General features: G+C 65.9%; 19 protein-coding genes, 1 tRNA gene and 1 pseudogene. 9 read left to right on the forward strand and 12 right to left on the reverse strand.

Translation table 11 applies throughout. The annotated features are described in order from the left end of the window. From ACE3P6_RS08900 to ACE3P6_RS08915, 4 genes and pseudogenes are all read right to left on the reverse strand, one after another. Positions 1 to 285: pseudogene (locus ACE3P6_RS08900) on the reverse strand (VWA domain-containing protein); the annotation flags it as partial. A gap of 3 nt (positions 286 to 288) precedes the next feature. Further along, on the reverse strand, positions 289 to 459 hold the full coding sequence (locus tag ACE3P6_RS08905) for a hypothetical protein (RefSeq protein WP_374376549.1): 171 nt from the start codon (positions 457 to 459) through the stop codon (positions 289 to 291). A 31-nt stretch (positions 460 to 490) separates the two neighbouring features. Then, positions 491 to 1,801, reverse strand: a complete 1,311-nt coding sequence (locus ACE3P6_RS08910; RefSeq protein ID WP_374393910.1) for a DUF2927 domain-containing protein — start codon at positions 1,799 to 1,801, stop codon at positions 491 to 493. 277 nt (positions 1,802 to 2,078) lie between these two features. After that, positions 2,079 to 2,918, reverse strand: coding sequence for an AAA family ATPase (locus tag ACE3P6_RS08915; RefSeq protein ID WP_374393912.1), 840 nt, complete (start codon positions 2,916 to 2,918; stop codon positions 2,079 to 2,081). Positions 2,919 to 3,090: 172 nt separating this feature from the next. On the opposite strand from ACE3P6_RS08915, the gene dksA reads away from it, so the two are divergent. From dksA to ACE3P6_RS08930, 3 genes are read left to right on the forward strand one after another with little or no spacing between them, the layout of a single operon-like run. Beyond that, on the forward strand, positions 3,091 to 3,513 hold the full coding sequence (dksA, locus tag ACE3P6_RS08920; protein WP_374375598.1) for an RNA polymerase-binding protein DksA: 423 nt from the start codon (positions 3,091 to 3,093) through the stop codon (positions 3,511 to 3,513). A gap of 19 nt (positions 3,514 to 3,532) precedes the next feature. Continuing rightward, a complete protein-coding gene (locus ACE3P6_RS08925) occupies positions 3,533 to 3,946 on the forward strand; it encodes a GFA family protein (protein WP_374393913.1) in 414 nt (137 codons plus the stop codon). Next, positions 3,943 to 5,124, forward strand: a complete 1,182-nt coding sequence (locus tag ACE3P6_RS08930; protein WP_374393915.1) for an FAD-dependent monooxygenase — start codon at positions 3,943 to 3,945, stop codon at positions 5,122 to 5,124. The genes ACE3P6_RS08925 and ACE3P6_RS08930 overlap by 4 nt, the downstream gene beginning before the upstream one ends. Positions 5,125 to 5,162: 38 nt before the next feature. Here the strand turns inward: ACE3P6_RS08930 and ACE3P6_RS08935 are convergent, their stop codons facing one another. Next, complete coding sequence (locus tag ACE3P6_RS08935; RefSeq protein ID WP_374393917.1) at positions 5,163 to 6,152, reverse strand: aldo/keto reductase; 990 nt, start codon at positions 6,150 to 6,152, stop codon at positions 5,163 to 5,165. Positions 6,153 to 6,247: 95 nt separating this feature from the next. Between ACE3P6_RS08935 and ACE3P6_RS08940 the strand changes: the two genes are divergently transcribed. Beyond that, on the forward strand, positions 6,248 to 7,168 hold the full coding sequence (locus ACE3P6_RS08940; protein WP_374393919.1) for a LysR family transcriptional regulator: 921 nt from the start codon (positions 6,248 to 6,250) through the stop codon (positions 7,166 to 7,168). Positions 7,169 to 7,233: 65 nt separating this feature from the next. On the opposite strand, the gene xth is transcribed toward ACE3P6_RS08940, so the two are convergent. Genes xth through ACE3P6_RS08955 form a run of 3 tightly spaced genes read right to left on the reverse strand, consistent with a single transcriptional unit; the run spans position 7,234 to position 9,160 of the window. After that, positions 7,234 to 8,013 carry an exodeoxyribonuclease III gene (gene xth, locus ACE3P6_RS08945; protein ID WP_374393921.1) on the reverse strand — a complete coding sequence of 260 codons (780 nt, stop codon included), beginning with the start codon at positions 8,011 to 8,013 and terminating at the stop codon, positions 7,234 to 7,236. A 46-nt stretch (positions 8,014 to 8,059) separates the two neighbouring features. Beyond that, positions 8,060 to 8,776, reverse strand: a complete 717-nt coding sequence (locus ACE3P6_RS08950) for a hypothetical protein (protein WP_374393923.1) — start codon at positions 8,774 to 8,776, stop codon at positions 8,060 to 8,062. Between the two features lie 57 nt (positions 8,777 to 8,833). Continuing rightward, the gene (locus ACE3P6_RS08955) at positions 8,834 to 9,160 is read right to left on the reverse strand and encodes a HesB/IscA family protein (protein WP_374375601.1); all 327 of its coding nucleotides are present in this window, start codon (positions 9,158 to 9,160) and stop codon (positions 8,834 to 8,836) included. Between the two features lie 77 nt (positions 9,161 to 9,237). Between ACE3P6_RS08955 and ACE3P6_RS08960 the strand changes: the two genes are divergently transcribed. Beyond that, positions 9,238 to 10,422, forward strand: a complete 1,185-nt coding sequence (locus tag ACE3P6_RS08960) for a deoxyguanosinetriphosphate triphosphohydrolase (protein WP_374393926.1) — start codon at positions 9,238 to 9,240, stop codon at positions 10,420 to 10,422. 58 nt (positions 10,423 to 10,480) lie between these two features. Here the strand turns inward: ACE3P6_RS08960 and ACE3P6_RS08965 are convergent, their stop codons facing one another. Further along, on the reverse strand, positions 10,481 to 10,942 hold the full coding sequence (locus tag ACE3P6_RS08965; RefSeq protein ID WP_374394056.1) for a disulfide bond formation protein B: 462 nt from the start codon (positions 10,940 to 10,942) through the stop codon (positions 10,481 to 10,483). Between the two features lie 262 nt (positions 10,943 to 11,204). On the opposite strand from ACE3P6_RS08965, the gene ACE3P6_RS08970 reads away from it, so the two are divergent. The 4 genes from ACE3P6_RS08970 (at position 11,205) to ACE3P6_RS08985 (ending at position 17,318) form a co-directional block, all read left to right on the forward strand. Next, complete coding sequence (locus ACE3P6_RS08970) at positions 11,205 to 12,062, forward strand: neutral zinc metallopeptidase (RefSeq protein ID WP_374393929.1); 858 nt, start codon at positions 11,205 to 11,207, stop codon at positions 12,060 to 12,062. A 55-nt stretch (positions 12,063 to 12,117) separates the two neighbouring features. Then, positions 12,118 to 12,201: transfer RNA gene (locus ACE3P6_RS08975), tRNA-Leu, on the forward strand. Positions 12,202 to 12,684: 483 nt separating this feature from the next. Beyond that, the gene (locus tag ACE3P6_RS08980) at positions 12,685 to 13,335 is read left to right on the forward strand and encodes a Hint domain-containing protein (protein WP_374393931.1); all 651 of its coding nucleotides are present in this window, start codon (positions 12,685 to 12,687) and stop codon (positions 13,333 to 13,335) included. A gap of 188 nt (positions 13,336 to 13,523) precedes the next feature. After that, a complete protein-coding gene (locus ACE3P6_RS08985; protein WP_374393934.1) occupies positions 13,524 to 17,318 on the forward strand; it encodes a Hint domain-containing protein in 3,795 nt (1,264 codons plus the stop codon). On the opposite strand, the gene ACE3P6_RS08990 is transcribed toward ACE3P6_RS08985, so the two are convergent. From ACE3P6_RS08990 to ACE3P6_RS09000, 3 genes are all read right to left on the reverse strand, one after another. Continuing rightward, a complete protein-coding gene (locus ACE3P6_RS08990) occupies positions 17,310 to 17,930 on the reverse strand; it encodes an NTP transferase domain-containing protein (RefSeq protein ID WP_374393936.1) in 621 nt (206 codons plus the stop codon). The two genes, ACE3P6_RS08985 and ACE3P6_RS08990, sit on opposite strands and share 9 nt — an antisense overlap. Before the next feature lie 46 nt (positions 17,931 to 17,976). Then, on the reverse strand, positions 17,977 to 20,397 hold the full coding sequence (locus ACE3P6_RS08995; protein WP_374393939.1) for an FAD-dependent oxidoreductase: 2,421 nt from the start codon (positions 20,395 to 20,397) through the stop codon (positions 17,977 to 17,979). 119 nt (positions 20,398 to 20,516) lie between these two features. Next, complete coding sequence (locus tag ACE3P6_RS09000) at positions 20,517 to 21,821, reverse strand: branched-chain amino acid ABC transporter permease (RefSeq protein ID WP_374393941.1); 1,305 nt, start codon at positions 21,819 to 21,821, stop codon at positions 20,517 to 20,519.

Here is a 21,821-nt window from a genome sequence, read left to right on the forward strand (position 1 = left end):
ATGCCGCTCGGCCAGTTTTTCCAGCCAGTCGCGCGGCAGGTCCAGCGCCTGCAGCACCTGATCCGCCGTCACCCCCTCCAGCCCGGAAAACGCCCGCGCGAAGGCCCGGTCGAAGCGGTCGATGTGTCGCTCGTCCTTGACCAGCGTCAGCCGGGCGAGGTGATAGAACCCCTCGGGGTCATAGATCACCAGCCCCGCCGCCATCGCTTCCAGAAAGCTCAGGAACTCCCGCAGCGATACCGGCACGCCTTCTTCCCGCAAGGTCTGGAAGAACGGCAGGAACATGGCCTAGCCGCGCATCATGCGGTCAAGGTAGATGGTGAGAAACAGCCCGACCAGCCCGAAGATGATCGCATGCGCCACCGCGTAAAGCAGGATATCCGCCAGCTTGCCGCCGCGCGCCCTGGCCCGCAGGCCGCCGCCGATTGCTCCCAGAAGAAGACCGCCGATCACGAACATTGCGCCCCTTTTCCGGGGCGATGCGGCCCCCTCAGCCCTTTGTCGCCCGGTCTGCCACCGACGCGATGTCGCGCATCCGGGCCTTGACCACGCTGTCAGGGCCGAAGCCATAGCGCGCCCATGCCGCACTGTCCATGCGCAGCGCGGCGGCTGCCGTGGGGTTGCCCAGCTGGTCCAGCGCCTCGGCCTTGATCAGCATCAGCGTCGCCAGCAGCGCGGCGTTCTGGTGCCGCTGCACCACCGGCATCGCCCGGTCGGCCAGCCGCGCGGCCTCCTCGGCCAGCCCGCCCGCCAGCGCCATCGCGGCCAGTTGCATGTCGATATGGGCGATCTGCAACTCGCCCCCCGGCAGGCGGGCATAGATCGCCGCCGCCCGGTCGAAGGCATCGAACGCCCGCGCGGGCTCCGATCCTGCCAGCAGGCGACCGACCGCGAAATAGCTGAAGGCCAGCCGCCCGTCCTGCCAGCCGGAGGCCTGCGCAATCGCCAGCGCCCGCTCCGCCGCCGCCTTCCGCGCGGACAGAGTGCCGGTCTTGCCAAGCGCCGCCTCGACGGCACGGGTCCAGTCGGGCGGATTGCCCTGACCCACGGCAGCCGAAGTGCCCAGCCGCGCGGCGACCTCCTCCCGGCCCATCCCGCTGGCCAGCGTCGGCGAATAGGTCATCCGCAGGATGTCCATGTCGAAATCGGTCAGCACCGACTGGAAGTTGTCGTCGTTGAAGACGCTGTTCGACAGCCGGTACAGGTCGTTCAACGGCCCCAGCGCCTGCGCCAACTCCTCGTGCAGGCAGTCGCGCACTTCCTGCGGGCTGGTGTCGGCGGGAATGAAGATCGCCGCCGTCTCGCGCCGGGTGACGCTGGCCCAATCGACCTTCTCGGACCCGCGCTGGCGCCGGTACTCGGCCAGGGAGGACACGTTCGGCACCACGAAACAGGCCGCCGTCGGCGCCAGCCGCCGCAGCTCGGCGCGCGAGGCGAATTCCACCGTGATCACCGCCGGCCCGGTGGTGGGCGAGATGTCGATCCCCGCCTCGCTTCTCAACCGCCCGATCAGCACCGCCAGGTCCTTCGCCGCGCTGGCGGGGGCAGGGCCGCGCATCGCCACCGTCACCGGCCCCTCGAACCGGCTGAACGTCTCCAGCTCGTGCCCGTTCTCCATCGCGAAGGTCAGGTCCATGAAATCCCGCGTCAGGGACGATCCGCCCGACGGCACCGCCAGCGCCCGAAAGGCCGAGGGATCGCCGAAGCCCACGCCCACCGGAGGGCTGTTCTTCGAGACCTGGGCAGGCGGGGCACAGGCGGCAAGCGTTGAAAGCGCGGCAAGGATCAGGGGCAGGCGCATCGAAAGACCAGTCGGACACCGCCCCTGGCAGCTTGGGGCCGGGCAAGTGTCCGGCCAGCCGGTCCTCTGAGTCAATTCGGGAAAAACCGCCGATTTTCCGAACACTATCCCTCGCGGTTGAAGTGACCTGTGCCGCAGGATGTATTCGGGACGGTCACGGAATATTACAAATCCAACACTCGCGTCCCGCCGCCTGCGGGTCCGAAATCGACCGCCGTCTGATTCGCCCGGTCCCGGCTTCGCGCCGGACCCCCGCGACCCCGGCTCGCCACAAGGGCTACCGCTGCCCCCGCGCCATGAAGGCCAGCCGTTCGAACAGTTGCACATCCTGCTCGTTCTTCAGCAACGCCCCGTGCAGCCGGGGCAGGGCGGTCTTTGCGTCCTTGCGCAAGTCCTCCGGCGCCAGGTCCTCGGCCAGGAGAAGCCGCAGCCAGTCCAGGACCTCGGACGTCGAGGGCTTCTTCTTCAGCCCCGGCACCTCGCGCAGCTCGAAGAACTGCGTCAGCGCGGCGGCCAGCAGGGCCTCCTTGATCCCCGGAAAATGCACCCGCACGATCGCCGCCAGCGTCTCCAGGTCGGGAAACCGGATGTAGTGGAAGAAACAGCGCCGCAGGAAGGCGTCCGGCAGTTCCTTCTCGTTGTTCGAGGTGATGATCACCACCGGCCGGTGCTTCGCCCGCACCATCTCCCCCGTCTCGTAGACGTGGAACTCCATCCGGTCCAACTCTTGCAGAAGATCGTTCGGAAACTCGATGTCCGCCTTGTCGATCTCGTCGATCAGCAACACGACCCGGCCCTCCGCCTCGAAGGCCTGCCAGAGTTTGCCCTTGCGGATGTAATTCGCGACCTCATGCACCCGTGCCTCACCCAGCTGGCTGTCGCGCAACCGGCTGACGGCATCGTATTCGTAGAGCCCCTGCTGCGCCTTGGTGGTCGACTTCACATGCCATTCGATCAGTGGCAGCCCCAGCGACTGCGCCACCTGCCGCGCCAGCTCGGTCTTGCCGGTTCCGGGCTCTCCCTTCACCAGAAGGGGGCGCTGCAACGTCACCGCCGCGTTCACCGCCAGCGCCAGATCGTCTGACGCGACGTAAGTTTCGGTCGTGGCGAATTTCATCGCTCTGTCAACATCCTGTTTCCCGGCCATTCACAAACCCTACCCATGCCCAAATAATGTCGCAACCGCTAGTGACAATCCTCTGGTCATGGGATACACGCCCGCCCAACAGGAGCGCGCCATGACTGAAGCCCACCTGTCGGCAGGGTCCGGCGCGAAGGAGAGAGTTTCGATGAAGGCCGAAGTTTTCCTTCCAGATGATTACCGTCCCGCCGAGGATGAGCCGTTCATGAATGACCGGCAACTCGAATACTTCCGCCGGAAGCTTCTGGTCTGGAAGCAGGAGCTGCTCGATCAATCCGCCGAAACGATCGACAGCCTGCAGGACAGCGCCCGCAACGTCCCCGACATCGCCGACCGCGCGTCCGAGGAGACCGACCGCGCGCTGGAACTGCGCACCCGCGACCGCCAGCGCAAGCTGGTCGCCAAGATCGACGCGGCGCTCCGCCGGATCGACAACGGCGAATTCGGCTATTGCGAAGTGTCGGGCGAACCGATCAGCCTGAAACGCCTCGACGCGCGCCCCATCGCCACGATGACGCTGGAAGCGCAGGAAAAGCACGAACGCCGCGAAAAGGTCCATCGCGACGACTGAATCGGGAAGGGGGCCGGAGATGTCCAGCCCGTCTGACAGAATGCTCACCGGCGGCTGCTACTGCGGCAGGGTGGGCTATCAGGTCGATGACGCCTTCGACTATGCGCTGATCTGTCATTGCGGCAACTGCCGCCGCACCACCGGATCGGCCTTCAAGCCCTTCGCCGGCATCCCGCGTGACCGGCTTTCCCTGACCCACGGCGCCGACGGGTTGATGGTCTACGGCGACGACCTGACCAACAACACCCATTGCGCAAGCTGCGGCTCGCTCCTCTATTCGGTCGTACGCAACGGCGAATGGGTCCATGTGGCGATGGGCACGCTGATCGACACTCCGACGATCCGGCCCAGCGCGCATATCTTCGTCGGCAACAAAGCCCCATGGCATCAGATCACCGACGATCTGCCGCAATATCAGGAGTTTCCGCCATGAGCCTGATCGGCCAGCCCGTCACCATCATCGGCGCCGGCGTCGCGGGTCTGGCCCTGGCGCGCGCCCTTGCCCTGCGGGGCGCCGCCGTCACCGTGCTGGAACAGGCCGACGCCATCCGCGAGGTCGGCGCGGGCCTGCAGATCTCGCCCAACGGTGCCGCCGTCCTGCGTGGCCTCGACCTGCAGGCGGACCTTGATGCCGCCTCGATGCGCGCCGAGGCGGTGCAACTGATCGACGGGCCCACTGGCGAGGGCGTGACCCGGCTCGACCTCGCGCGCCTGCGTCCGGGCCACGGCTACCACTTCCTGCACCGCGCCGACCTGATCGCGCTTCTCCTCAAGGGCGCCGAGGCTGCAGGCGTGACGCTCCGCCTCCTCTCCCGCGTCGCCGAGGTCGACCTCTCCGGTCCCGTGCCCGCCGCGGTGCTGGAAGGCGGCGAGCGGCTTGAATGCCCGCTCCTGATCGGCGCCGACGGATTGCATTCCAAAGTCCGCGCCGCGCTGAACGGCCCCGAACAGCCCTTCTTCACCCATCAGGTCGCCTGGCGTGCCGTGATCCCCTGCGAACCCGGCGCGGCTCCGGTGGCCGAAGTCCACATGGGACCCGGCCGCCATCTGGTCAGCTATCCGCTCCGGGGCGGCAGCTTGCGCAACATCGTCGCGGTGGAAGAGCGCGACCGCTGGGCCGAGGAAAGCTGGACCCTGCGTGACGACGCGATCACCCTCCGCATCGCCTTCGAACGCTTTTCGCCCCGCATCCGCGGCTGGCTCGACCGGGTGGAGGATCCCTGGCTCTGGGGCCTCTTCCGCCACCAGGTCGCCGACGCTTGGGTGAAGCCGGTAGGGCAGGGCGGGGTGCCGATCCTTGGCGACGCCGCCCATCCGACCCTGCCTTTCCTCGCCCAAGGTGCGTCAATGGGTCTGGAGGACGCCTGGGTGCTGGCGCAATCTCTCGCCACCCACGACACCCCCGCCGCCGCGCTCGCCGCCTACCAGTCCGCGCGAAAACCCCGCACCACCCGCATCGTCGCCGCCGCCAATGCCAATGCCCGGGCCTACCACCTGTCCGGCCTGCCCCGGATGATCGGCCACACCGGCCTCCGCCTTCTGGGCCGCTTCTCCCCCGGCATGATGCTCAGCCGTTTCGACTGGCTCTACGACCACGACGTGACCCAGTAGGTCGGGCTTCAGCCCGCCTCCCCACAGCGTCAAGCCGCCTACAACCCCGACATCTTCAGCACGGCCTCGGGCAGGCGGGCACCCTGCACTTCGATCCCGGCAAGCGCCAAGTCGATCCCGGCAAGATCCTCCGGTGTCAGCGTCACCTGCAACGCCCCCAGGTTTTCCTCCAGCCGATGCCGCCTGGTCGTCCCGGGGATCGGCGACATCGCCTGCCGCCGCGCCAAGAGCCAGGCCAGCGCGATCTGCGCCAGGGTTGCGCCCTTGGCGCTCGCCACATCCCTCACCACCTCGACCAGCGCCAGATTGGCCTTGCGCGCCTCGGGCGCCAGTCGCGGCACCATGTTGCGGAAATCGGTCGGGTCGAAAGTCGTCGTCGCGTCGATCTTGCCGGTCAGGAACCCGGCCCCCAGCGGGCTGAACGGGACGAAGCCGATGTCCAGTTCGTCCAGCACCGGCAGAAGATCGGCCTCCGGTTCGCGCCAGAACAGCGAGTATTCGCTTTGCACCGCCGTCACCTTCTGCACCGCATGGGCGCGGTGAATGGTCTGCACTCCGGCCTCGGACAGGCCGAAATGCCGCACCTTGCCCTCGGCAATCAGCTGCTTCACCGCACCGGCAACCTCCTCGATCGGCACATCCGGGTCGACCCGATGCTGATAAAGCAGGTCGACCCGGTCGGTCCCCAACCGCTTCAGGCTGGCTTCCGCCGCCGCCCGGATATGGTCGGGGCGGCTGTTCGTGCCCGGCCCCCGCACGCCGGTCTCTGGGTCGATGTTGAAGCCGAACTTGGTCGCGATCACCACCTTGTCGCGGATCGGGGCCAGCGCCTGACCGACGAGGACCTCGTTGGCAAAAGGGCCATAGGCTTCGGCGGTGTCGAAATGCGTGACCCCAAGGTCATGCGCATGGCGGATCAGTCCGATCATCGCTTTCGTATCCGCAGGCGGACCATAGGCCGAACTCATTCCCATGCATCCCAGCCCCACGGCCGACACCTCCAGGCTGCCAAGTCTGCGCATCTGCATGATCACTCTCCGTCGTTTGCCCCGGCTATATGGACTCGACCGTTCCCCGGGATTAGACCCGATAATCGACATCTCGTTGTAAGGCAGGCTTCACAATGCAGCGCGACCGGATGGACGATCTCGTCACCTTTGCCGTGGTCGCGCGCGAACGCAGCTTCACCCGCGCCGCAGCGCAGCTCGGGGTCTCGGCCTCGGCCCTCAGCCAGACCCTGCGCAAGCTGGAGGATCGGCTGGGCATCCGGCTGCTCACACGCACGACGCGCAGCGTGTCACCCACCGAAGCCGGGCAGCGTCTCTTGGCGACGATCCTGCCGCGGTTTGATGAAATCCGAACCGAGCTTGATCGCCTTTCGATCTACCGTGACACGCCTGCCGGTACGATCCGCATCACCGCCAGCGAATATGCCGCCGAAAGGGTCCTCTGGCCGCGGCTCGCTCCGGTGCTGCGCGCCAATCCCGACATCACGCTGGAGATCTCCATCGACCACGGCTTTCGTGACATCGTGGCCGACGGCTTCGATGCCGGGGTCCGGCTGGGCGAAAGCGTGGAAAGGGACATGATCGCGGTCAGGATCGGCCCCGATGCGCGTCTGGTGGCCGTGGCGACGCCCGCCTATTTCGCGACCGTCCCGCCGCCGGTGACGCCGAACGACCTGACCGCCCACCGCTGCATCAACCTGCGTTTCGTCTCCACGAGCGCGCTCTATGCGTGGGAGTTCCGGAAGGGCGACCAGACGCTGCGGGCCAGGGTCAGCGGACAGATCATCTCGAACTCGATCAACGCCTGTCTCACCGCCACTCTCGACGGCTTCGGCATCGGCTTCCTGCCCGAGGATCTGGTGGCCCCTGCCATCGCCACCGGCGCGCTGGTTCAGGTGCTCGACGACTGGTCCCCGACCTTTCCCGGCCTGCACCTCTACTATCCCAGCCGCCGCCAGACCTCTCCCGCGTTCCGGCTGGTCCTCGACGCCCTGCGCTACCCGAAAGGCGCTTCGCCAAACCTTACCAAATCCTGAACGTCCACACGCAAGTCCTTGATTTTGGCGGCCCCGAATTTATGTCCACCGTGGACAGCTTCGGCTCACGCCGCGATCTCCACCCAGACCGGCACATGGTCGCTCGGCTTCTCGCCCCCCCGGACCGCCTTGTCGATCCCCGCCGCCTCCAGCCGGTCCGCCGCCTGTGGCGACAGCATCACATGGTCGATCCGGATGCCGTTGTTCCGCTCCCAGGCCCCCGCCTGATAGTCCCAGAAGGTGTAGACCCCGCGCGAGGGGTCGCTCACCCGCACCGCATCGGTCAGCCCCAGGTTCGCCAGCCGCCGGAACGCCCCCCGGCTCTCCGGCAGGAAGAGGGCATCCCCGACCCAGGCCTCCGGCCTTGCCGCATCCACCGCCTGCGGGATCACGTTGTAGTCGCCCAGGCAGACGAACGGCTCTTCCGAGGCCAGCAGCTCCCGCACCCGTGCCTCCATCCGCGCCATCCAGGCGAGCTTGTAGTCATATTTGGGCCCCGGCGCCGGGTTGCCGTTCGGCAGGTAGAGGCCGCAGACCCGCACCGGCCGCCCCGCATCGACCACCGCCTCGATCCAGCGCGCCTGCTCGTCGCTGTCATTGCCGGGTAACCCCCGCCGCACATCCGACAAGGGCAGCTTCGACAGGATCGCCACCCCGTTGAACCCCTTCTGCCCCTGCGTCTCGACCCGGTAGCCCATCCCCTCGAACAGCTCGCGCGGGAAGGCCTCGTCCACCGACTTGATCTCCTGCAGGCAGACCACGTCCGGCGCCGCCTGCGCCAGCCAGGCGGGCAGCGCCTCGGCCCTGGCCTTGATCCCGTTGATGTTGAATGTCGCAAGCTTCATGGCCCGGCCCTCCGCCCGGCCACCCTAGGCCGCACCCGGCCCCAGCTCAACCCGTCTGCCGCAAGGGCAGCGTCGCCGCCTGCAGCCACAGCGCATCCAGCCGGTCGAGTGCGACAGGATCGAACCGCCCCGGCTCCTCCCAATAGCGGCCCGAGGGCACCAGGTAGCCAAGCTCCGCCTCCAGCGCCAAGGCCTCCGCCGCAAGCTCCGGGCACCACGCCCCCGGCCGCGCCGAGGCCACCGCCTTCCGCGAAACCCGGGGCAGGACCAGCCGCGACGGTCCGAAGGACAGGTTCACCACGGCAGCGCCTTGCATCGCCGCCAGCACCCGCCAGCGCGCCGACTTTGCCTCCAGCGACCGCAGCGTGATGTCCTCCCGCAAGGGGTCCGCCGACCCGGTGCCGTAGAAATGCGTCGGTCCCGTTGCGGGGTAGTGCATGTCGCAGCCATAGACCGCGATCACCGAAGGCCGCAGCGCGTGCAGCGCCCAGTACCCCGCCGTGAAGGCCATCGTCGCGCCCGCATAGACGAAACCTCCACAGGCATTCTGCGCCGGCACGAACTCGGCCTCGGTCACGATCCGCTGGCCCGGCCCGGCCACCGCCTGCCGCTCCACCGGGAAATCGAAGGGATGGATTGCCACGTCCCAATCCGGCCTGATCCGCCATGCATTGTTGATCGCCAGCACCAGGTCGAACGGCTCCCGCCGCCAGAGCGCCGCTTCCGCCGCCATCGGCGCCGAGCCGAGCATCAACACCCGCATGATCGCCCTCCCTGTTCCGCGCAAAGCTAGCGCGCCAGGCTGGCACGGCCAGAGGGGTCAGAGCGAAAAGCTTGTCCCGCAGCCGCAGCTGGTCTTGGCGTTGGGGTTTTCCACCACGAACCGCGCGCCGATCAGCTCGTCGGTGAAGTCGATCACGGCGTTCGACAGGAAGGGCAGGCTGACCTGATCGACCAGCACCTTTTGCCCGTCCTTTTCCAGCACCAGATCATCCGCCGCCGGATCGTCCAGCGTGATCGAATACTGGAAGCCCGAACAGCCGCCGCCATCCACCGCCACGCGCAAGGGGCGGGCATCGCCGGTCGCTTCGGCAATCTCGGCCAGCCGCGCAAAGGCGCGATCCGTGACTTTCGGCGGCAGCGTCAGTTCCATGACTGTTCCCGTATCCTTCGGCTTGCCCGGCAAATATATGGAACCCGACCCGCCTGAACAAGGACAGCCCGATGCTTCAGCCCTTCGCCTGCCAACCCGATGCCAGCCGCGGCAGGCTCTGGCCGGAACGGCTGTCCTCCTTCCGCTCGCCCTACCAGCGCGATCGCGACCGGATCATCCATTCCTCCGCCTTCCGCCGGTTGAAGCACAAGACGCAGGTCTTCGTCGAACATGAAGGCGATTACTACCGCACCCGCCTGACCCATACCATCGAGGTGGCACAGGTCGCCCGCACCATCGCCGGGGTGCTGGGGCTGAACACCGACCTCGCGGAAGCCGTCGCCCTGGCGCATGACCTTGGCCATACCCCCTTCGGCCATACCGGCGAAGACGCGATGGAGCGGCTGATGGCGCCCTATGGCGGCTTCGACCACAATGCCCAGGCCTTGCGGATCGTGACCAGGCTGGAACGCCATTACGCCGATTTCGACGGGTTGAACCTCACCTGGGAAACCCTTGAAGGCATTGCCAAACATAACGGCCCAGTGGCCGGCCCCAACGCCGATGCGAAGCACGACGGCCCGCTGCCCTATGCGCTGGCCGAAGTGAATGCCCTGTGGGACCTGGAGCTTGACACCCATGCGTCGGCGGAAGCGCAGGTCGCCGCCATCGCCGACGACGTCGCCTATTCCCACCATGACCTGCACGACGGCCTGCGCTCCGGCCTCTTCACCGAGGTCGACCTGATGGAGCTGCCCGTCACCGGCCCCGCCTTCGAGGAGGTGGACCGTCTCTATCCCGATCTCGACAGGATGCGCCGTCGCCACGAAGCCCTGCGCCGGGTCTTCGGTCGCATGGTCGAGGATGTCATCGCCGTCGCGCAGAACCGGCTGGCCAGCGCCCAGCCGAAATCGGTCGACGACATCCGCCACATGGGCACCACGATCATCCGCTTCTCAAAGCCGCTCTATCAGGACCTGAAGGCGGTGCGCAGCTTCCTGTTCCACCGCATGTACCGCGCGCCTTCGGTCATGGCGGTGCGGGCCGAGGTGACGCGGATGGTCGATGACCTGTTTCCGCTGTTCCTGCGCCAGCCCGACCTGTTGCCGCCGGAATGGCAGGCCGACGTGGCCGCCGCGCGGGATGAAACCCATCTTGCGAGGGTCGTCGCCGACTATGTCGCGGGGATGACCGACCGCTTCGCGATCCAGGAGCACCAGCGGCTGTTCGGCGGAACAATCCCACCCCGGGCCTGAGCTGCGGCCTCTGCGGATGAAGCGAGGTCCCGGGTCAGGCCCGGGACGGGGTCTTTCTTCAGGCAGCCCGCGCCGCCTTGACCCAGATCCCGGCCAGGACCAGCGAGAGGATCGCGTTCCACCCGGCCATCGAGATCCCCAGCATCTGCCAGGCGATGGCGTCGCAGCGCACCACGGCCGCCACATCCTTCGACGGGTCAAGAAGGTCGGCAGTCGAGATGCCTTCGATGGATCCGGCCGTGCAGCTTGCCAGCCCTTCCCACCATTTCTGCTCGACGCCGACGTGGAAGATGCCGATGCCGGCTGTCACCAGCGCCGCGATCACCCCCAGCCAGGCCAGCCCGCGCCAGCCGGTGGTCAGCGCCACCACCCCGATCAGGATCGCTGCGGCATGCGGCCAGCGTTGCCAGAGGCACAGCTGGCAGGGCGCCATTCCACCGATGTACTGGAAGGCAAAGGCCCCGCCCAGAAGTGCGACCGAGCCAAGGGTTGCCAGAAGGATCAGGGTCGGGCGGGTCAGGGTCATCATCGGCTCTTCGCTGCTTGGAAATTGCGTCGCGACCATAGGCCGGGCGCTGCGGAAGGGGAAGGGGATGCAGGCGGCGCTCCCGCTTTCGTGCATTCGCGCTTCCGAAGCGACGGGGCAGCGGATAGGATTTCGCGGAAAGGGTCTGCGGCACGGGTTAAGGATTCGTGAACGCCCGCGACCAAGGTATTGATTTTGCAAGAGTATGGTCGCTTGTCCACTGTGGACAGGGACGGACCGGGGGAAGGGTGAAGGCATGCAGTGGCGCGGTCGCAGGGAAAGTTCCAACATCGAGGACCGCCGCAGCATGGGCGGCGGAGCGGCCCGGATCGGCGGGATCGGCGGGGCGGGGGCCATCGTCGTCTTCCTGATCGCCATGTTCCTCGGCGTCGATCCCAGCCAGCTTCTCGGCCCCGGCGGGATGGACCAGGGCACCGGCGGGGCCCCGGTCGAGCTGACCGAGCAGGACAAGGCCGAGGGCCAGTTCGTCTCGGTCGTCCTTGCCGACACCGAGGAAATCTGGACCCGCGTCTTCAAGGAGCAGCTGAACCGGACCTATACCCCCGCGACGCTGGTCCTCTTCAAGGACGCGACCCCCTCGGCCTGTGGCGGCGCGTCCGAGGCGACGGGTCCGTTCTACTGCCCGATGGACAAGAAGGTCTACCTCGACACCGGCTTCTTCACGACGCTGCACCAGCGCCTCGGCGCCAGCGGCGACTTCGCGGCAGCCTACGTCGTCGCCCACGAGATCGGCCACCACGTCCAGGACGAACTTGGCATCCTCTCCAAGGCCAACGAGATCCGGCAGCAAGTAAGCCAGGAGGAATCGAACGCGATCTCGGTGCAGATCGAGCTGCAGGCCGACTGCCTCTCCGGCATCTGGGCGCGCGAGGCGGCGCAGACCTTGGGCACCATCGAGCGCGGCGACCTCGAAGAGGCGGTGAACGCCGCCAAGCAGATCGGCGACGACACCCTGCAACGCAACGCCGGCCAGCGCCCGATGCCGCACACCTTCACCCACGGCACGTCCGAGCAACGCTCGCGCTGGTTCATGATCGGGCTGCAGTCCGGCAAGCTGGCCGATTGCGACACCTTCCAGGCCGAGAACCTCTGACGGTTGCGGTCCGCATTGACGCGGGCCGCAGCAGGTTCTAAACGGGACCCCGGTGGCCCGAGTGGTGGAATGGTAGACGCAGGGGATTCAAAATCCTCCGCCGCAAGGCTTGCGAGTTCGAGTCTCGCCTCGGGCACCACATCCCTCGAATCGTTGGTACTTTGAGCGGCAGGCTGGCCGTTCGATTCGCTCCCCCCGATCCGAATCCGGGCCAGTCTCAGCGCAAATGGCCGTTTTGGATTCCGGGCAGAAACACTGGCTTTGCCGGCCATCGGCACTGCCGGATTTTCCATGTCGTCGGCATAAACAATTCAAAGTTGAGTCATATGCATCAGCTCTCAAATTGTAGGGCGATTGCGGGCACACGCCATGATTGAAAGGCGGGCTAAAGTAAATGGTTAGGGATGGTCCCTGCGAATTGACTTGAAACAGGGCAAACGTGATGGGCCGTCATGGGCGGCCCGATCAGCGGAAGATTACACGCGTCGGCTGAATTCCGCTGGTGTTGTCCTTGATTGGAAACGTCTTTTTTACTTTTCTCGCCCTGCGGAACCCGGGTATCCAGAAAGGGTAGTACTCTTGGTGTCGGCAGCGTCGGCACCGGCATGAAAGTGATAGAGCGATGTCCATTGGTGACGCCATCCCCGCGCCCTGCGTTCCCGTCGACGCCGCCAAGGCGCCACGTTGCACACCCTGCTTCACACCCGGGACGCTGATCACCACGCAGCGCGGCGAGATGCCGGTCGAACTGATCTCGGCAGGAGACCGCGTCGTGACCCGCGACAACGGCATCCAGACCGTGCGCTGGGTCGGAAAGACCCAGATGTTCCTGCACGATTTCCAGTCCGAGCCGCATCTTCTGCCGGTCTTCATCCAGCAGGGCTCGCTGGGCAAGGGCCTGCCCGAGCGCGACATGATGGTCTCGCCCAACCACCGCGTGCTGGTCGCCAACACCCGCGCCACGGTGCGCTATACCGACCGCGAAGTCCTGGTCGCCGCCAAGCACCTGGCGGCCCAGGGGGTGCATACCGTGCAGTCCAGCGGCACGACCTATGTGCATTTCATGTGCGACCGGCACGAGGTCGTGCTGTCGAACGGCATCTGGACCGAGAGCTTCCACCCCGAGGACACCTCGCTGAAAGGGATCGGCAATGCGCAGCGGCTGGAAATCTTCGAGATTTTCCCCGAGCTGAAGACCGAGGCCGGGCGTGCCGCCTATGGCCAGAGCCGACGCATTGCCGAAGGGATGCAGCTGGCCGAAGCCATCGCGTGACCCCTGAATTTCGTAGCGACTTTGTTAACAGATTGTGCAATAGCGTTACTTGGACGGCTATCCGAAAGGTAGCCTGAAGAACGCGACCGGATCCGACGTCAATATAATGGCGCAAAGCTTTCCGTGTTTGGTCATGGATCAGACATGAAGGCTGACTATCCGGAAGCCGCGAACAGGGGCAGAACAGAATGGCGACAGTTGTAGGCACAACCGGGAACGAGACCCTTCTCGGGAATGATACCGTAGCCGACTCGATCTGGGGCAATAGCGGCACCGACATCATTTATGGCGGCACAGCGGCTGGAACCGGCGGCGGCAATGACTTGCTCGACGGTGGTGCCGGGGCTGACGTCATTTATGGCGGCGACGGCAACGACACGCTGATCGGCGGCAACGACACCCTCAACGATACCCTGTTCGGCGGCGCCGGTACCGACACTGCAGACTACAGCCGCTACCTCACAGCGCTTAGCTCAGGGAGCAGCACGTTTGCGACCAACTCGACCGCCGTCAACGTGAACCTTGCCACCGGCATTGCAACCGGGCTGGGCACTGACAGTCTTTCCGGGATCGAGAACGTCATCGGCGGCTCGGGCGCCGACACCATCACGGGCGACACCCTTGCCAACCGTCTCGACGGCGGCGCCGGGGCCGACCTTATCGACGGTGGCGCAGGGGCCGACTCGCTTTTCGGCGGCACCGGGAATGACACGCTGATCGGCGGTGCCGGCAGTGACAGCCTGGACGGCGGGGCCGACTTCGACATTGCCAGCTATGCCACGTCCACCGCCAACATGACCATCACCCTGGGCGGCACCGCTACGGGTGACGGATCAACGGATACGCTGACTTCCATCGAAGGGGTCATCGGTGGTTCGGGGAACGACACCATCACGGGCGATAGCAGTGCCAACCGTCTTGAAGGCGGCGACGGCAATGACATCATCGATGGTGCTGGTGGAAGCGACACGCTCTACGGTGACGCCGGGGACGACACGGTTTATGGCGGCACCACAAACGCTGCCGATTTCATCTATGGCGGCAACGGAAACGATCTGCTGTTCGGATATGGCGGGGCCGACAGCGTCTATGGCGACGCCGGAAATGACACCCTGTTCGGCGGCAGTGGCGGCGACCGATTGGACGGCGGCGCGGATTTCGACTTCGTCAACTATTCCGACGTCAGCTCGGACATGACGATCAACCTGACAAGCGGGTCTGTGTCCGGTGATGGAGCGGATACCCTTGTCAGCATCGAAGGCGTCATCGGCGGCACGGGCGACGACACCATCACCGGCGACGGTGTTGCCAACGTGCTTGACGGTGGTGCGGGGGCGGACTCCCTCTCGGGCGCCGCCGGGAACGACACCCTTTATGGCGCTGCCGGAAACGACACGATCTATGGCGGCGCGGACGCTGACCTTGTGTATGGCGGGGACGATCAGGACCGGCTCTATGGCAATGACGGTCTGGACACGCTTTATGGCGGTCTGGCGAACGACACGCTGGATGGCGGGGCAGGCGACGATACCCTGGTCGGAGGGGCAGGCGCAGATTCGCTGATTGGCGGGACTGGGACCGATACGGCGGATTACAGCGCGTCGGGCTCTGCCGTTAACGTCAACATGAGCGACACACTGGCCGAGAGCGGCGGCGACGCGGCGGGCGACACCCTGTCCGGGATCGAGAATCTGACCGGCAGCAACCTGAACGACACGCTGACAGGTGACAACGGCGGGAACGTGATCGATGGCGGGGCGAACAGTGACCTTGTCCACGGCGGGGCGGGCAACGACACGCTGATTGGCGGCGCTGGCAACGACACCATTGATGGTGGGGTAGACAGTGACACAATATTTGGCGGATCTGGCGACGACCTGCTTTACGGCGGCACCGCTGCACCTGTCGGTACGACATACATCATAAACGGCAATTTCGACTCCGGCAGTTCCAACTGGTCGGGCACCGATATCGAGGTCAACCCAGAATCTTCATACCTTTCGCCGGGTACGGCTGGCAACGTCGCGGAGATTGATGGGAATAGCGGCCAGATCACGGTGATGAAGCAAAGCTTCGTTATCGACGGCGCGTTGACGGCGCAATTGACTTTCAAAGGCATCGTTCGGACCGCGGGCACCGTAAATACGGATGGATACCGGGTTGACGTCCTGGATGCGTCTGGTGCCGTGATCGCGACCATGAACGTGCTACCGGGGTCCAAGACCGTTTGGGCGGATTACACTCTCGGCATAAACTTCCCCGCAGCCGGTACCTACACCCTGCAATTTACCGAACTCGGCAACAACGACAGCACCGGCGCGTTGGTCGATGACATACAGATCACCTCGACGGCAGTTCTTCAGAACGACCTGGGCGACGCGCTGTATGGCGAGGCAGGGAATGACACGCTCTACGGCGAGGCTGGGGCCGACATTGTCTCCGGCGGCGACAATGCGGACCTCGCCTATGGCGGGACCGAGGCCGACACGATCTACGGCGACGCCGGGAACGATACGCTCTACGGCGATGCCGGCGATGACCGGCTTTTCGGCGGTGACAACAGCGACCTGGCTTATGGCGGCGTTGGTCTGGATACCTTGTATGGTGATGCCGGATCCGACACGCTTTACGGTGGCGACAATGCGGACCTCGCCTATGGCGGAACCGAGGCCGACGCGATCTACGGCGACGCCGGGAACGATACGCTCTACGGCGATGCTGGTGACGACACGCTCTATGGCGGAGCGGGCAACGACAGCCTGGAGGCCGGGGTCGGGAACGATGTCACCTATGGCGACGACGGCGACGACACGATCCGCTACGGCTCGGGCGATGACACCGTCTATGGCGGGGCGGGCAACGACAACATCGACGATGAGTCCGGGACCACCCATGCCGGAGCGAACCTGCTTTATGGCGGCGCAGGGAACGATACGATCTGGGCTGGCGAAAATGACGATACGCTTCATGGCGACGCGGGCAACGATACCCTGTACGGCGAGAACGGGAACGACCGGTTTTACGGCGGAGCCAATGATGATCTTCTGATCGGCGGAACCGGCAACGACACGCTTTATGGCGGTGCGGGGCTGGACGACATCTACGCTGGCGATGATCGCGACCTGATCCACGTCACCTTTACCAAGCCCGGCGATGAATCTGTCGCGGGCGATGCCGTCGCGAACGATATCCTTGGCAACGAGTCGGTCGACGGTGGCAGTGGCCCCGGAACGACCGCGGACAACGACACGCTGACGGTCGACATCACGGGCATGGGTTGGACCCGGATGGACCTGGTCTATACCTCGGCCAACCATGAAAACGGGATCATCACCTTCTTCAACGGGGCCGGTGTCCAGGTTGGCACGCTGACCTTCACCGATATCGAGAACCTGGTGATCGTCTGCTTTACCGCAGGCACGCAGATCATGACCGAGCGTGGCGGGGTTGCGGTCGAGACGCTGGTGCCGGGTGACCTGGTTGTCACGCGCGACAACGGGTTGCAGCCGCTGCGCTGGGTCGGCTCGCGGCACTTGTCCCGGGCGGAATTGCAGGCGCGGCCCGCGTTGCAGCCGGTGCGCATTTCCGCCGGGGCGCTTCCTGAAGGGCCGGATCGGTCGATGCTCGTCTCGCCACAGCACCGCGTCCTGATCGAAGGTATGCGGGCCGAGATGTACTTTGGCGAAAGCGAAGTGCTGGTTCCGGCCAAGCACCTGACCGGGCTGGCGGAAATCACCCGCGCCTTGCCAGCCGAAGGGGTGACCTACGTCCATATCCTGTTCGACCGGCATGAGATCGTGCAATCCGACGGGATCTGGACCGAAAGCTTCCAGCCGGCCGAGCGGACGCTGAACGCGCTGGACGAGGCTGCGCGGATCGAGGTGCTGGAGCTGTTCCCGGAACTGGCCGCCGATGCCACCGGGTTCCCGGCTGCGCGGCTGTCGCTCAAGGCGCATGAGGCGAAGGTGCTGGTATCAGGCTGATGGGCCGGGGCGGCCGAGGTAGGCCGCCCAATCCTCGGGGGTGTCGAGATCAAGCACCGCCATCCGGCCGGGAAGGGGCACGGTCCTGACCCGGTCGGCGTGGCGCTTCAGGACGGACCGCCCGCCTTCGTCACCCGTCACCGCCTGAAGATCGGCCCAGAGGTCACGCGGAAAGAGGGCCGGATGGCCCGGCGTGCCGTCGGTGGTGCCTCCGCGCCAGATCAGTTCGGGCTCGGCGCGAAAACGCGAAATCAGGTCGGCCAGCGCCTTGGCGGAAAATCCCGGCATGTCGGCGGGCAGGATCATCACCCCGTCTTCGGGCCCGGGGTCAGCGGCTGCAACCGTGGCGACGCCCCGCACGATGGACCGCGACATGCCCAACGCGGCATCCGGGACGGCCACGATGGTCACTGGGCTGTCGGCCAGAACCTTGTGCCGAGCCTCGGCGGCAGGGGGAAGCGTGACATAAACCTTCGCCCCGGTTGCCAGGGCGAGGTCGCTGACCAGGCGCAGGATCGGCTTGCCCTTGACCGGCTGCAGCAGCTTGTCACGCCCCCGCATCCGCGACGACGCGCCCGCAGCTAGGACAAGGATGTGCACATCCGGACGCATGCGGAAATGGTCCGCCCGCTGGGCTATCCTGTCAAGCGGTCCGTTGTCAGGTCCGCATCCGCCCGCCATCGTCCCAGAGCGGTGCCAGATGCACCCGCGCCGGGCGGCGTTCGCCGAGGATCTCGACCTCCAGTGCAAGGCCGTCCTGCACCCGGTCGGCGGGAATGAAGCCCTGCGCCACCGATTTGCCGGTCCAGTGGCTGTAGCCGCCGGAGGTGCACCAGCCGACGACCGCGCCGTCCAGCCAGATCGGCTCCCAGGCCACGACATCGGCGTCGGTGGCGTCGACGATGATCGATACCAGCTTGCGCTTCGGACCCTCGGCCTTTTCCTTCAGCGCGGCGGTTTTGCCGATCCAGTCGGCGGGCTTGTTCCAGGCGATGAAACGGTCAAGGCCGGTCTCGGCCGGGGTATAGTCGGGGCTGAACTCGCGACCCCAGGACCCGAACCATTTGTCCAGCCGCAGCGACATCATCGCCCGCATCCCGAAGGGGCGCAGGCCAAGGTCCTTGCCCGCAGCGGACAGCACGTCCCACAGATGCCGCACCGACATTTGGTCGGTGAAGATCTCGTAGCCGAGGTCGGCGGTGTAGCTCACGCGCTGGACGATGCAGTTCGCCATGCCCACGGTCATGCGGCGAACGTCCATGAACTTGAACGCCTGAGCCGAGACATCCGACCGGGTGACACGCGCCAGAAGTTCGTGCGCTTTCGGCCCGGCGATCTGGAAGCCGGAGCGGGAGTCTGAGACATTCTCGATGGTTACGCCGGGTTCTGCATGTTGCTCGAACCAGCGCTGGTGCCAGCCCTGCGCGCCGTAGCTGGCGGTCAACTGGAATTCGGTCTCGCTGAGGCAAGAGACGGTAAAATCGCCGATGATCTTGCCGCTTTCGGCCAGCATCGGGGTCAGCGACAGCCGCCCCGGTTGCGGGATGCGGCCCGCCATGATCCGGTCCAGCCAGGCGCGGGCGCCCGGTCCCTTGACCAGGTACTTGCCGAAGTTCTGCACCTCGTTGATGCCGACGCCTTCGCGCACCGCCATCACCTCTTGCCGCGTGGCCTCCCAGGAATTCGAACGCTTGAAGGTCGGCGTTTCATAGCGCGGCTCGCCCGGCAAGGCGTGATAGTTCACCACTTCCAGCCCGTATTGCTGGCCCCAGACCGCGTTCATCTGGTCGAAGACCTGATACATCGGCGTGGTGCGGAAGGGGCGGGCGGCGGGGCGCTCCTCGTTCGGATAGGACACGCTGAAGCGCATCTGGTAGTTCTCGATCACCTTCGGCACCGTGTAGCCGGGCGAGGTCCAGGTCCCGAAGCGCGCCACGTCGAAGCCGCGCGGGTCACGCTCGACCTCGCCGTGGATCATCCATTGCGCGAGGCTAAGCCCCATGCCGCCGCCCTGGGAGAAGCCCGCCATCACCGCGCAGGCCGACCAGTAGTTTTTCAGCCCCGGCACCGGCCCGATCAGCGGGTTGCCGTCCGGCGCGAAGGTGAAGGGCCCGTGGATCACCCGCTTGACACCGGACCGTTCCAGCACCGGGAAGCGGCGATAGGCGAAGTTGACCGAGTCCTCGATCTTGTCGAACTGTTCGTTCAACAGCTCGTGCCCGAAGTCCCAGGGCGTGCCGTCGACCGACCAGGGCTCGCAGGGCTTCTCATAGAAACCGATACAGAGGCCGCGGCCCTCCTGCCGCAGATAGCTTTCGCCGCCGGGGTCCATCACATGCGGGAATTCGCGGCCGGATTTCAGGATATCCATGATCTCCGGGATGTCATCGGTCACCAGATACTGGTGCGCCATCGGCAGAAGCGGCAGGTAAACCCCCGCCATCGCCCCGATCTCGCGCGCCCAGAGGCCACCGGCGTTGACCAGATGCTCGCAGTGGACGGTGCCCTTTTCGGTCACGACTTCCCAGCCGTCCTTGGTCGGGTTCGTCTCCAGCACCCGGTTGTGCAGCACGATCTCGGCGCCGCCCATCCGCGCGGCCTTGGCATAGGCATGGGTGGTGCCCGAAGGGTCGAGGTGGCCGTCGAGTGGATCGTAGAGGCCCCCCAGGATACCGTCGACGTTCACCAGCCCGTCGGTCAGCTTGCTGATCTCGGCAGGCGACAGGATTTCGGTATCCAGCCCCATGTAGCGATGCTTGGCGCGTTCCGCCTTCAGCATCTCGAAGCGCGCCTCGTTGTCGGCCAAAGTCACCCCGCCGACATGGTGGAGGCCACAGGACATGCCGGTGATCGCCTCCAGCTCCTTGTAGAGCCGGATGGTATAGCCTTGCAGGGCGGCCATGTTGGTGTCGCCGTTGATGGTGTGGAACCCGCCCGCCGCGTGCCAGGTGGAACCTGAAGTCAGGTCCGACCGCTCGATCAGCATGACGTCGGACCAGCCAAGCTTGGTCAGGTGATAGAGCACCGAGCAGCCGACGACGCCGCCGCCGATCACCACCACGCGCGCATGGGTCTTCATTGCAAGTCTCCCCGCCATATCCGGTTTTCACGCAACATGACGGGGCGGGGCCGGGAAGGCATGAGGATTTGCGACAAAGAATGTCGCGGCCAGACAGTGATGCCGGGCCGCGAAGGGGGCTACTTCTCGGGGATCAGACCCTTTGGCGCAAAACGCATGACGACCAGCAGCACGACGCCCAGGGTCAGAAGGCGCATATGGGCGGCGGTGTCCTGGAGATGGTTCTTCAGGTCGCCTGCGGGCAGGAAGCTGGTGATGTGTTCCATCATCTGCGGCCCCAGGAATTCGACCGCGAGGTAAAGCCAGCCGATCAGCAGCCCACCCAGGATCGAGCCCCAGTTGTTGCCCGATCCGCCAACGATCACCATCACCCAGATCAGGAAAGTAAACCGCAGCGGCAGGTAGGAGGGCGGGGTCAGCTGGCCCTCCATCGAGGTCATCATCGCGCCAGCCAGGCCAACCACCGCCGAGCCGATGATGAAGATCTGCAGGTGGCGGAACTTCACGTCCTTGCCCATCGCCGCCGAGGAGATCTCGTTGTCGCGAATGGCGCGGACCATGCGGCCCCAGGGGCTGTTCAGCGCCCGTTCGCAGCCCCAGACCAGGATCATCAGCACCAGGCCGAACATGGCGGCGTACAGCAGTTTGACGAAGATGGTCGAGGCGGTGACGGGGTCGAGACCCATTGCCTGTACCGGTTCCAGGAAGGCCGGGTTCAGCTGCAGGGCGACTTCCTGCGGCACCGGCCAGGGGCGGGGCAGGCCGGTCAGGTTCTTCACCCCGCGCGCCAGCCAGTCCTCGTTGCGCATCACCGTGACGATGATCTCGGCGATGCCGAGGGTGGCGATGGCCAGGTAATCCTCGCGCAGGCCAAGGGCGATCTTGCCGATGATCCAGGCGGCAGCCGCCGCCATCAGCGCGCCGACCGGCCAGGCGATCAGCGAATTCAGCCCGAGCCCGCCGATGTTCCCGGCCTGGGCCGGGTTGTTCGCCTCGACCGCAATCACGCCGGGGTCGAGGATCGCGCGGTAGATGAAGAAGATCACCACCAGATACAGCGCCAACGCCAGCGCCCGCCTGGTGCCGGGTTTCAGCAGACGGTAAAGCCAGACCGCCAGCCCGATCGCCACGGCGGCAAAGAGAAGCGCTCCAAGGATGCGGGGACCGCCTGCGGCCCAGCCCTCGGGCACGGGTTTCGCGGATATCAGCGCGACCGCCAGCCCGCCAAGCGCGACCGAACCGACGATCCCGGTGGAGAAGAGGCCGGCATAGCCCCACTGGATATTCACCCCGATCGCCATGATGCAGGACAGAAGCGCGAGGTTCAGGATGTTCAGCGACAGGTTCCAGCTTTGCAGCACCCCGGTCAGGAGGAACAGCAGCGCCACGCCCGCGAAGAGAAGCAGGTTGCGATAGGGTCCCAT

Source organism: Tabrizicola sp., assembly GCF_041911175.1.
Lineage (GTDB): Bacteria > Pseudomonadota > Alphaproteobacteria > Rhodobacterales > Rhodobacteraceae > Tabrizicola.

What these genes read in the sequence shown, in the direction of transcription:
- ACE3P6_RS08905 (WP_374376549.1), bottom strand. Translation starts at nt 459, where the DNA reads ATGTTCGTGATCGGCGGTCTTCTTCTGGGAGCAATCGGCGGCGGCCTG.
- ACE3P6_RS08910 (WP_374393910.1), bottom strand. Translation starts at nt 1,801, where the DNA reads ATGCGCCTGCCCCTGATCCTTGCCGCGCTTTCAACGCTTGCCGCCTGT.
- ACE3P6_RS08915 (WP_374393912.1), bottom strand. Translation starts at nt 2,918, where the DNA reads ATGAAATTCGCCACGACCGAAACTTACGTCGCGTCAGACGATCTGGCG.
- dksA (WP_374375598.1), top strand. Translation starts at nt 3,091, where the DNA reads ATGAAGGCCGAAGTTTTCCTTCCAGATGATTACCGTCCCGCCGAGGAT.
- ACE3P6_RS08925 (WP_374393913.1), top strand. Translation starts at nt 3,533, where the DNA reads ATGTCCAGCCCGTCTGACAGAATGCTCACCGGCGGCTGCTACTGCGGC.
- ACE3P6_RS08930 (WP_374393915.1), top strand. Translation starts at nt 3,943, where the DNA reads ATGAGCCTGATCGGCCAGCCCGTCACCATCATCGGCGCCGGCGTCGCG.
- ACE3P6_RS08935 (WP_374393917.1), bottom strand. Translation starts at nt 6,152, where the DNA reads ATGCAGATGCGCAGACTTGGCAGCCTGGAGGTGTCGGCCGTGGGGCTG.
- ACE3P6_RS08940 (WP_374393919.1), top strand. Translation starts at nt 6,248, where the DNA reads ATGCAGCGCGACCGGATGGACGATCTCGTCACCTTTGCCGTGGTCGCG.
- xth (WP_374393921.1), bottom strand. Translation starts at nt 8,013, where the DNA reads ATGAAGCTTGCGACATTCAACATCAACGGGATCAAGGCCAGGGCCGAG.
- ACE3P6_RS08950 (WP_374393923.1), bottom strand. Translation starts at nt 8,776, where the DNA reads ATGCGGGTGTTGATGCTCGGCTCGGCGCCGATGGCGGCGGAAGCGGCG.
- ACE3P6_RS08960 (WP_374393926.1), top strand. Translation starts at nt 9,238, where the DNA reads ATGCTTCAGCCCTTCGCCTGCCAACCCGATGCCAGCCGCGGCAGGCTC.
- ACE3P6_RS08970 (WP_374393929.1), top strand. Translation starts at nt 11,205, where the DNA reads ATGCAGTGGCGCGGTCGCAGGGAAAGTTCCAACATCGAGGACCGCCGC.
- ACE3P6_RS08980 (WP_374393931.1), top strand. Translation starts at nt 12,685, where the DNA reads ATGTCCATTGGTGACGCCATCCCCGCGCCCTGCGTTCCCGTCGACGCC.
- ACE3P6_RS08985 (WP_374393934.1), top strand. Translation starts at nt 13,524, where the DNA reads ATGGCGACAGTTGTAGGCACAACCGGGAACGAGACCCTTCTCGGGAAT.
- ACE3P6_RS08990 (WP_374393936.1), bottom strand. Translation starts at nt 17,930, where the DNA reads ATGCGTCCGGATGTGCACATCCTTGTCCTAGCTGCGGGCGCGTCGTCG.
- ACE3P6_RS08995 (WP_374393939.1), bottom strand. Translation starts at nt 20,397, where the DNA reads ATGAAGACCCATGCGCGCGTGGTGGTGATCGGCGGCGGCGTCGTCGGC.
- ACE3P6_RS09000 (WP_374393941.1), bottom strand. Translation starts at nt 21,821, where the DNA reads ATGGGACCCTATCGCAACCTGCTTCTCTTCGCGGGCGTGGCGCTGCTG.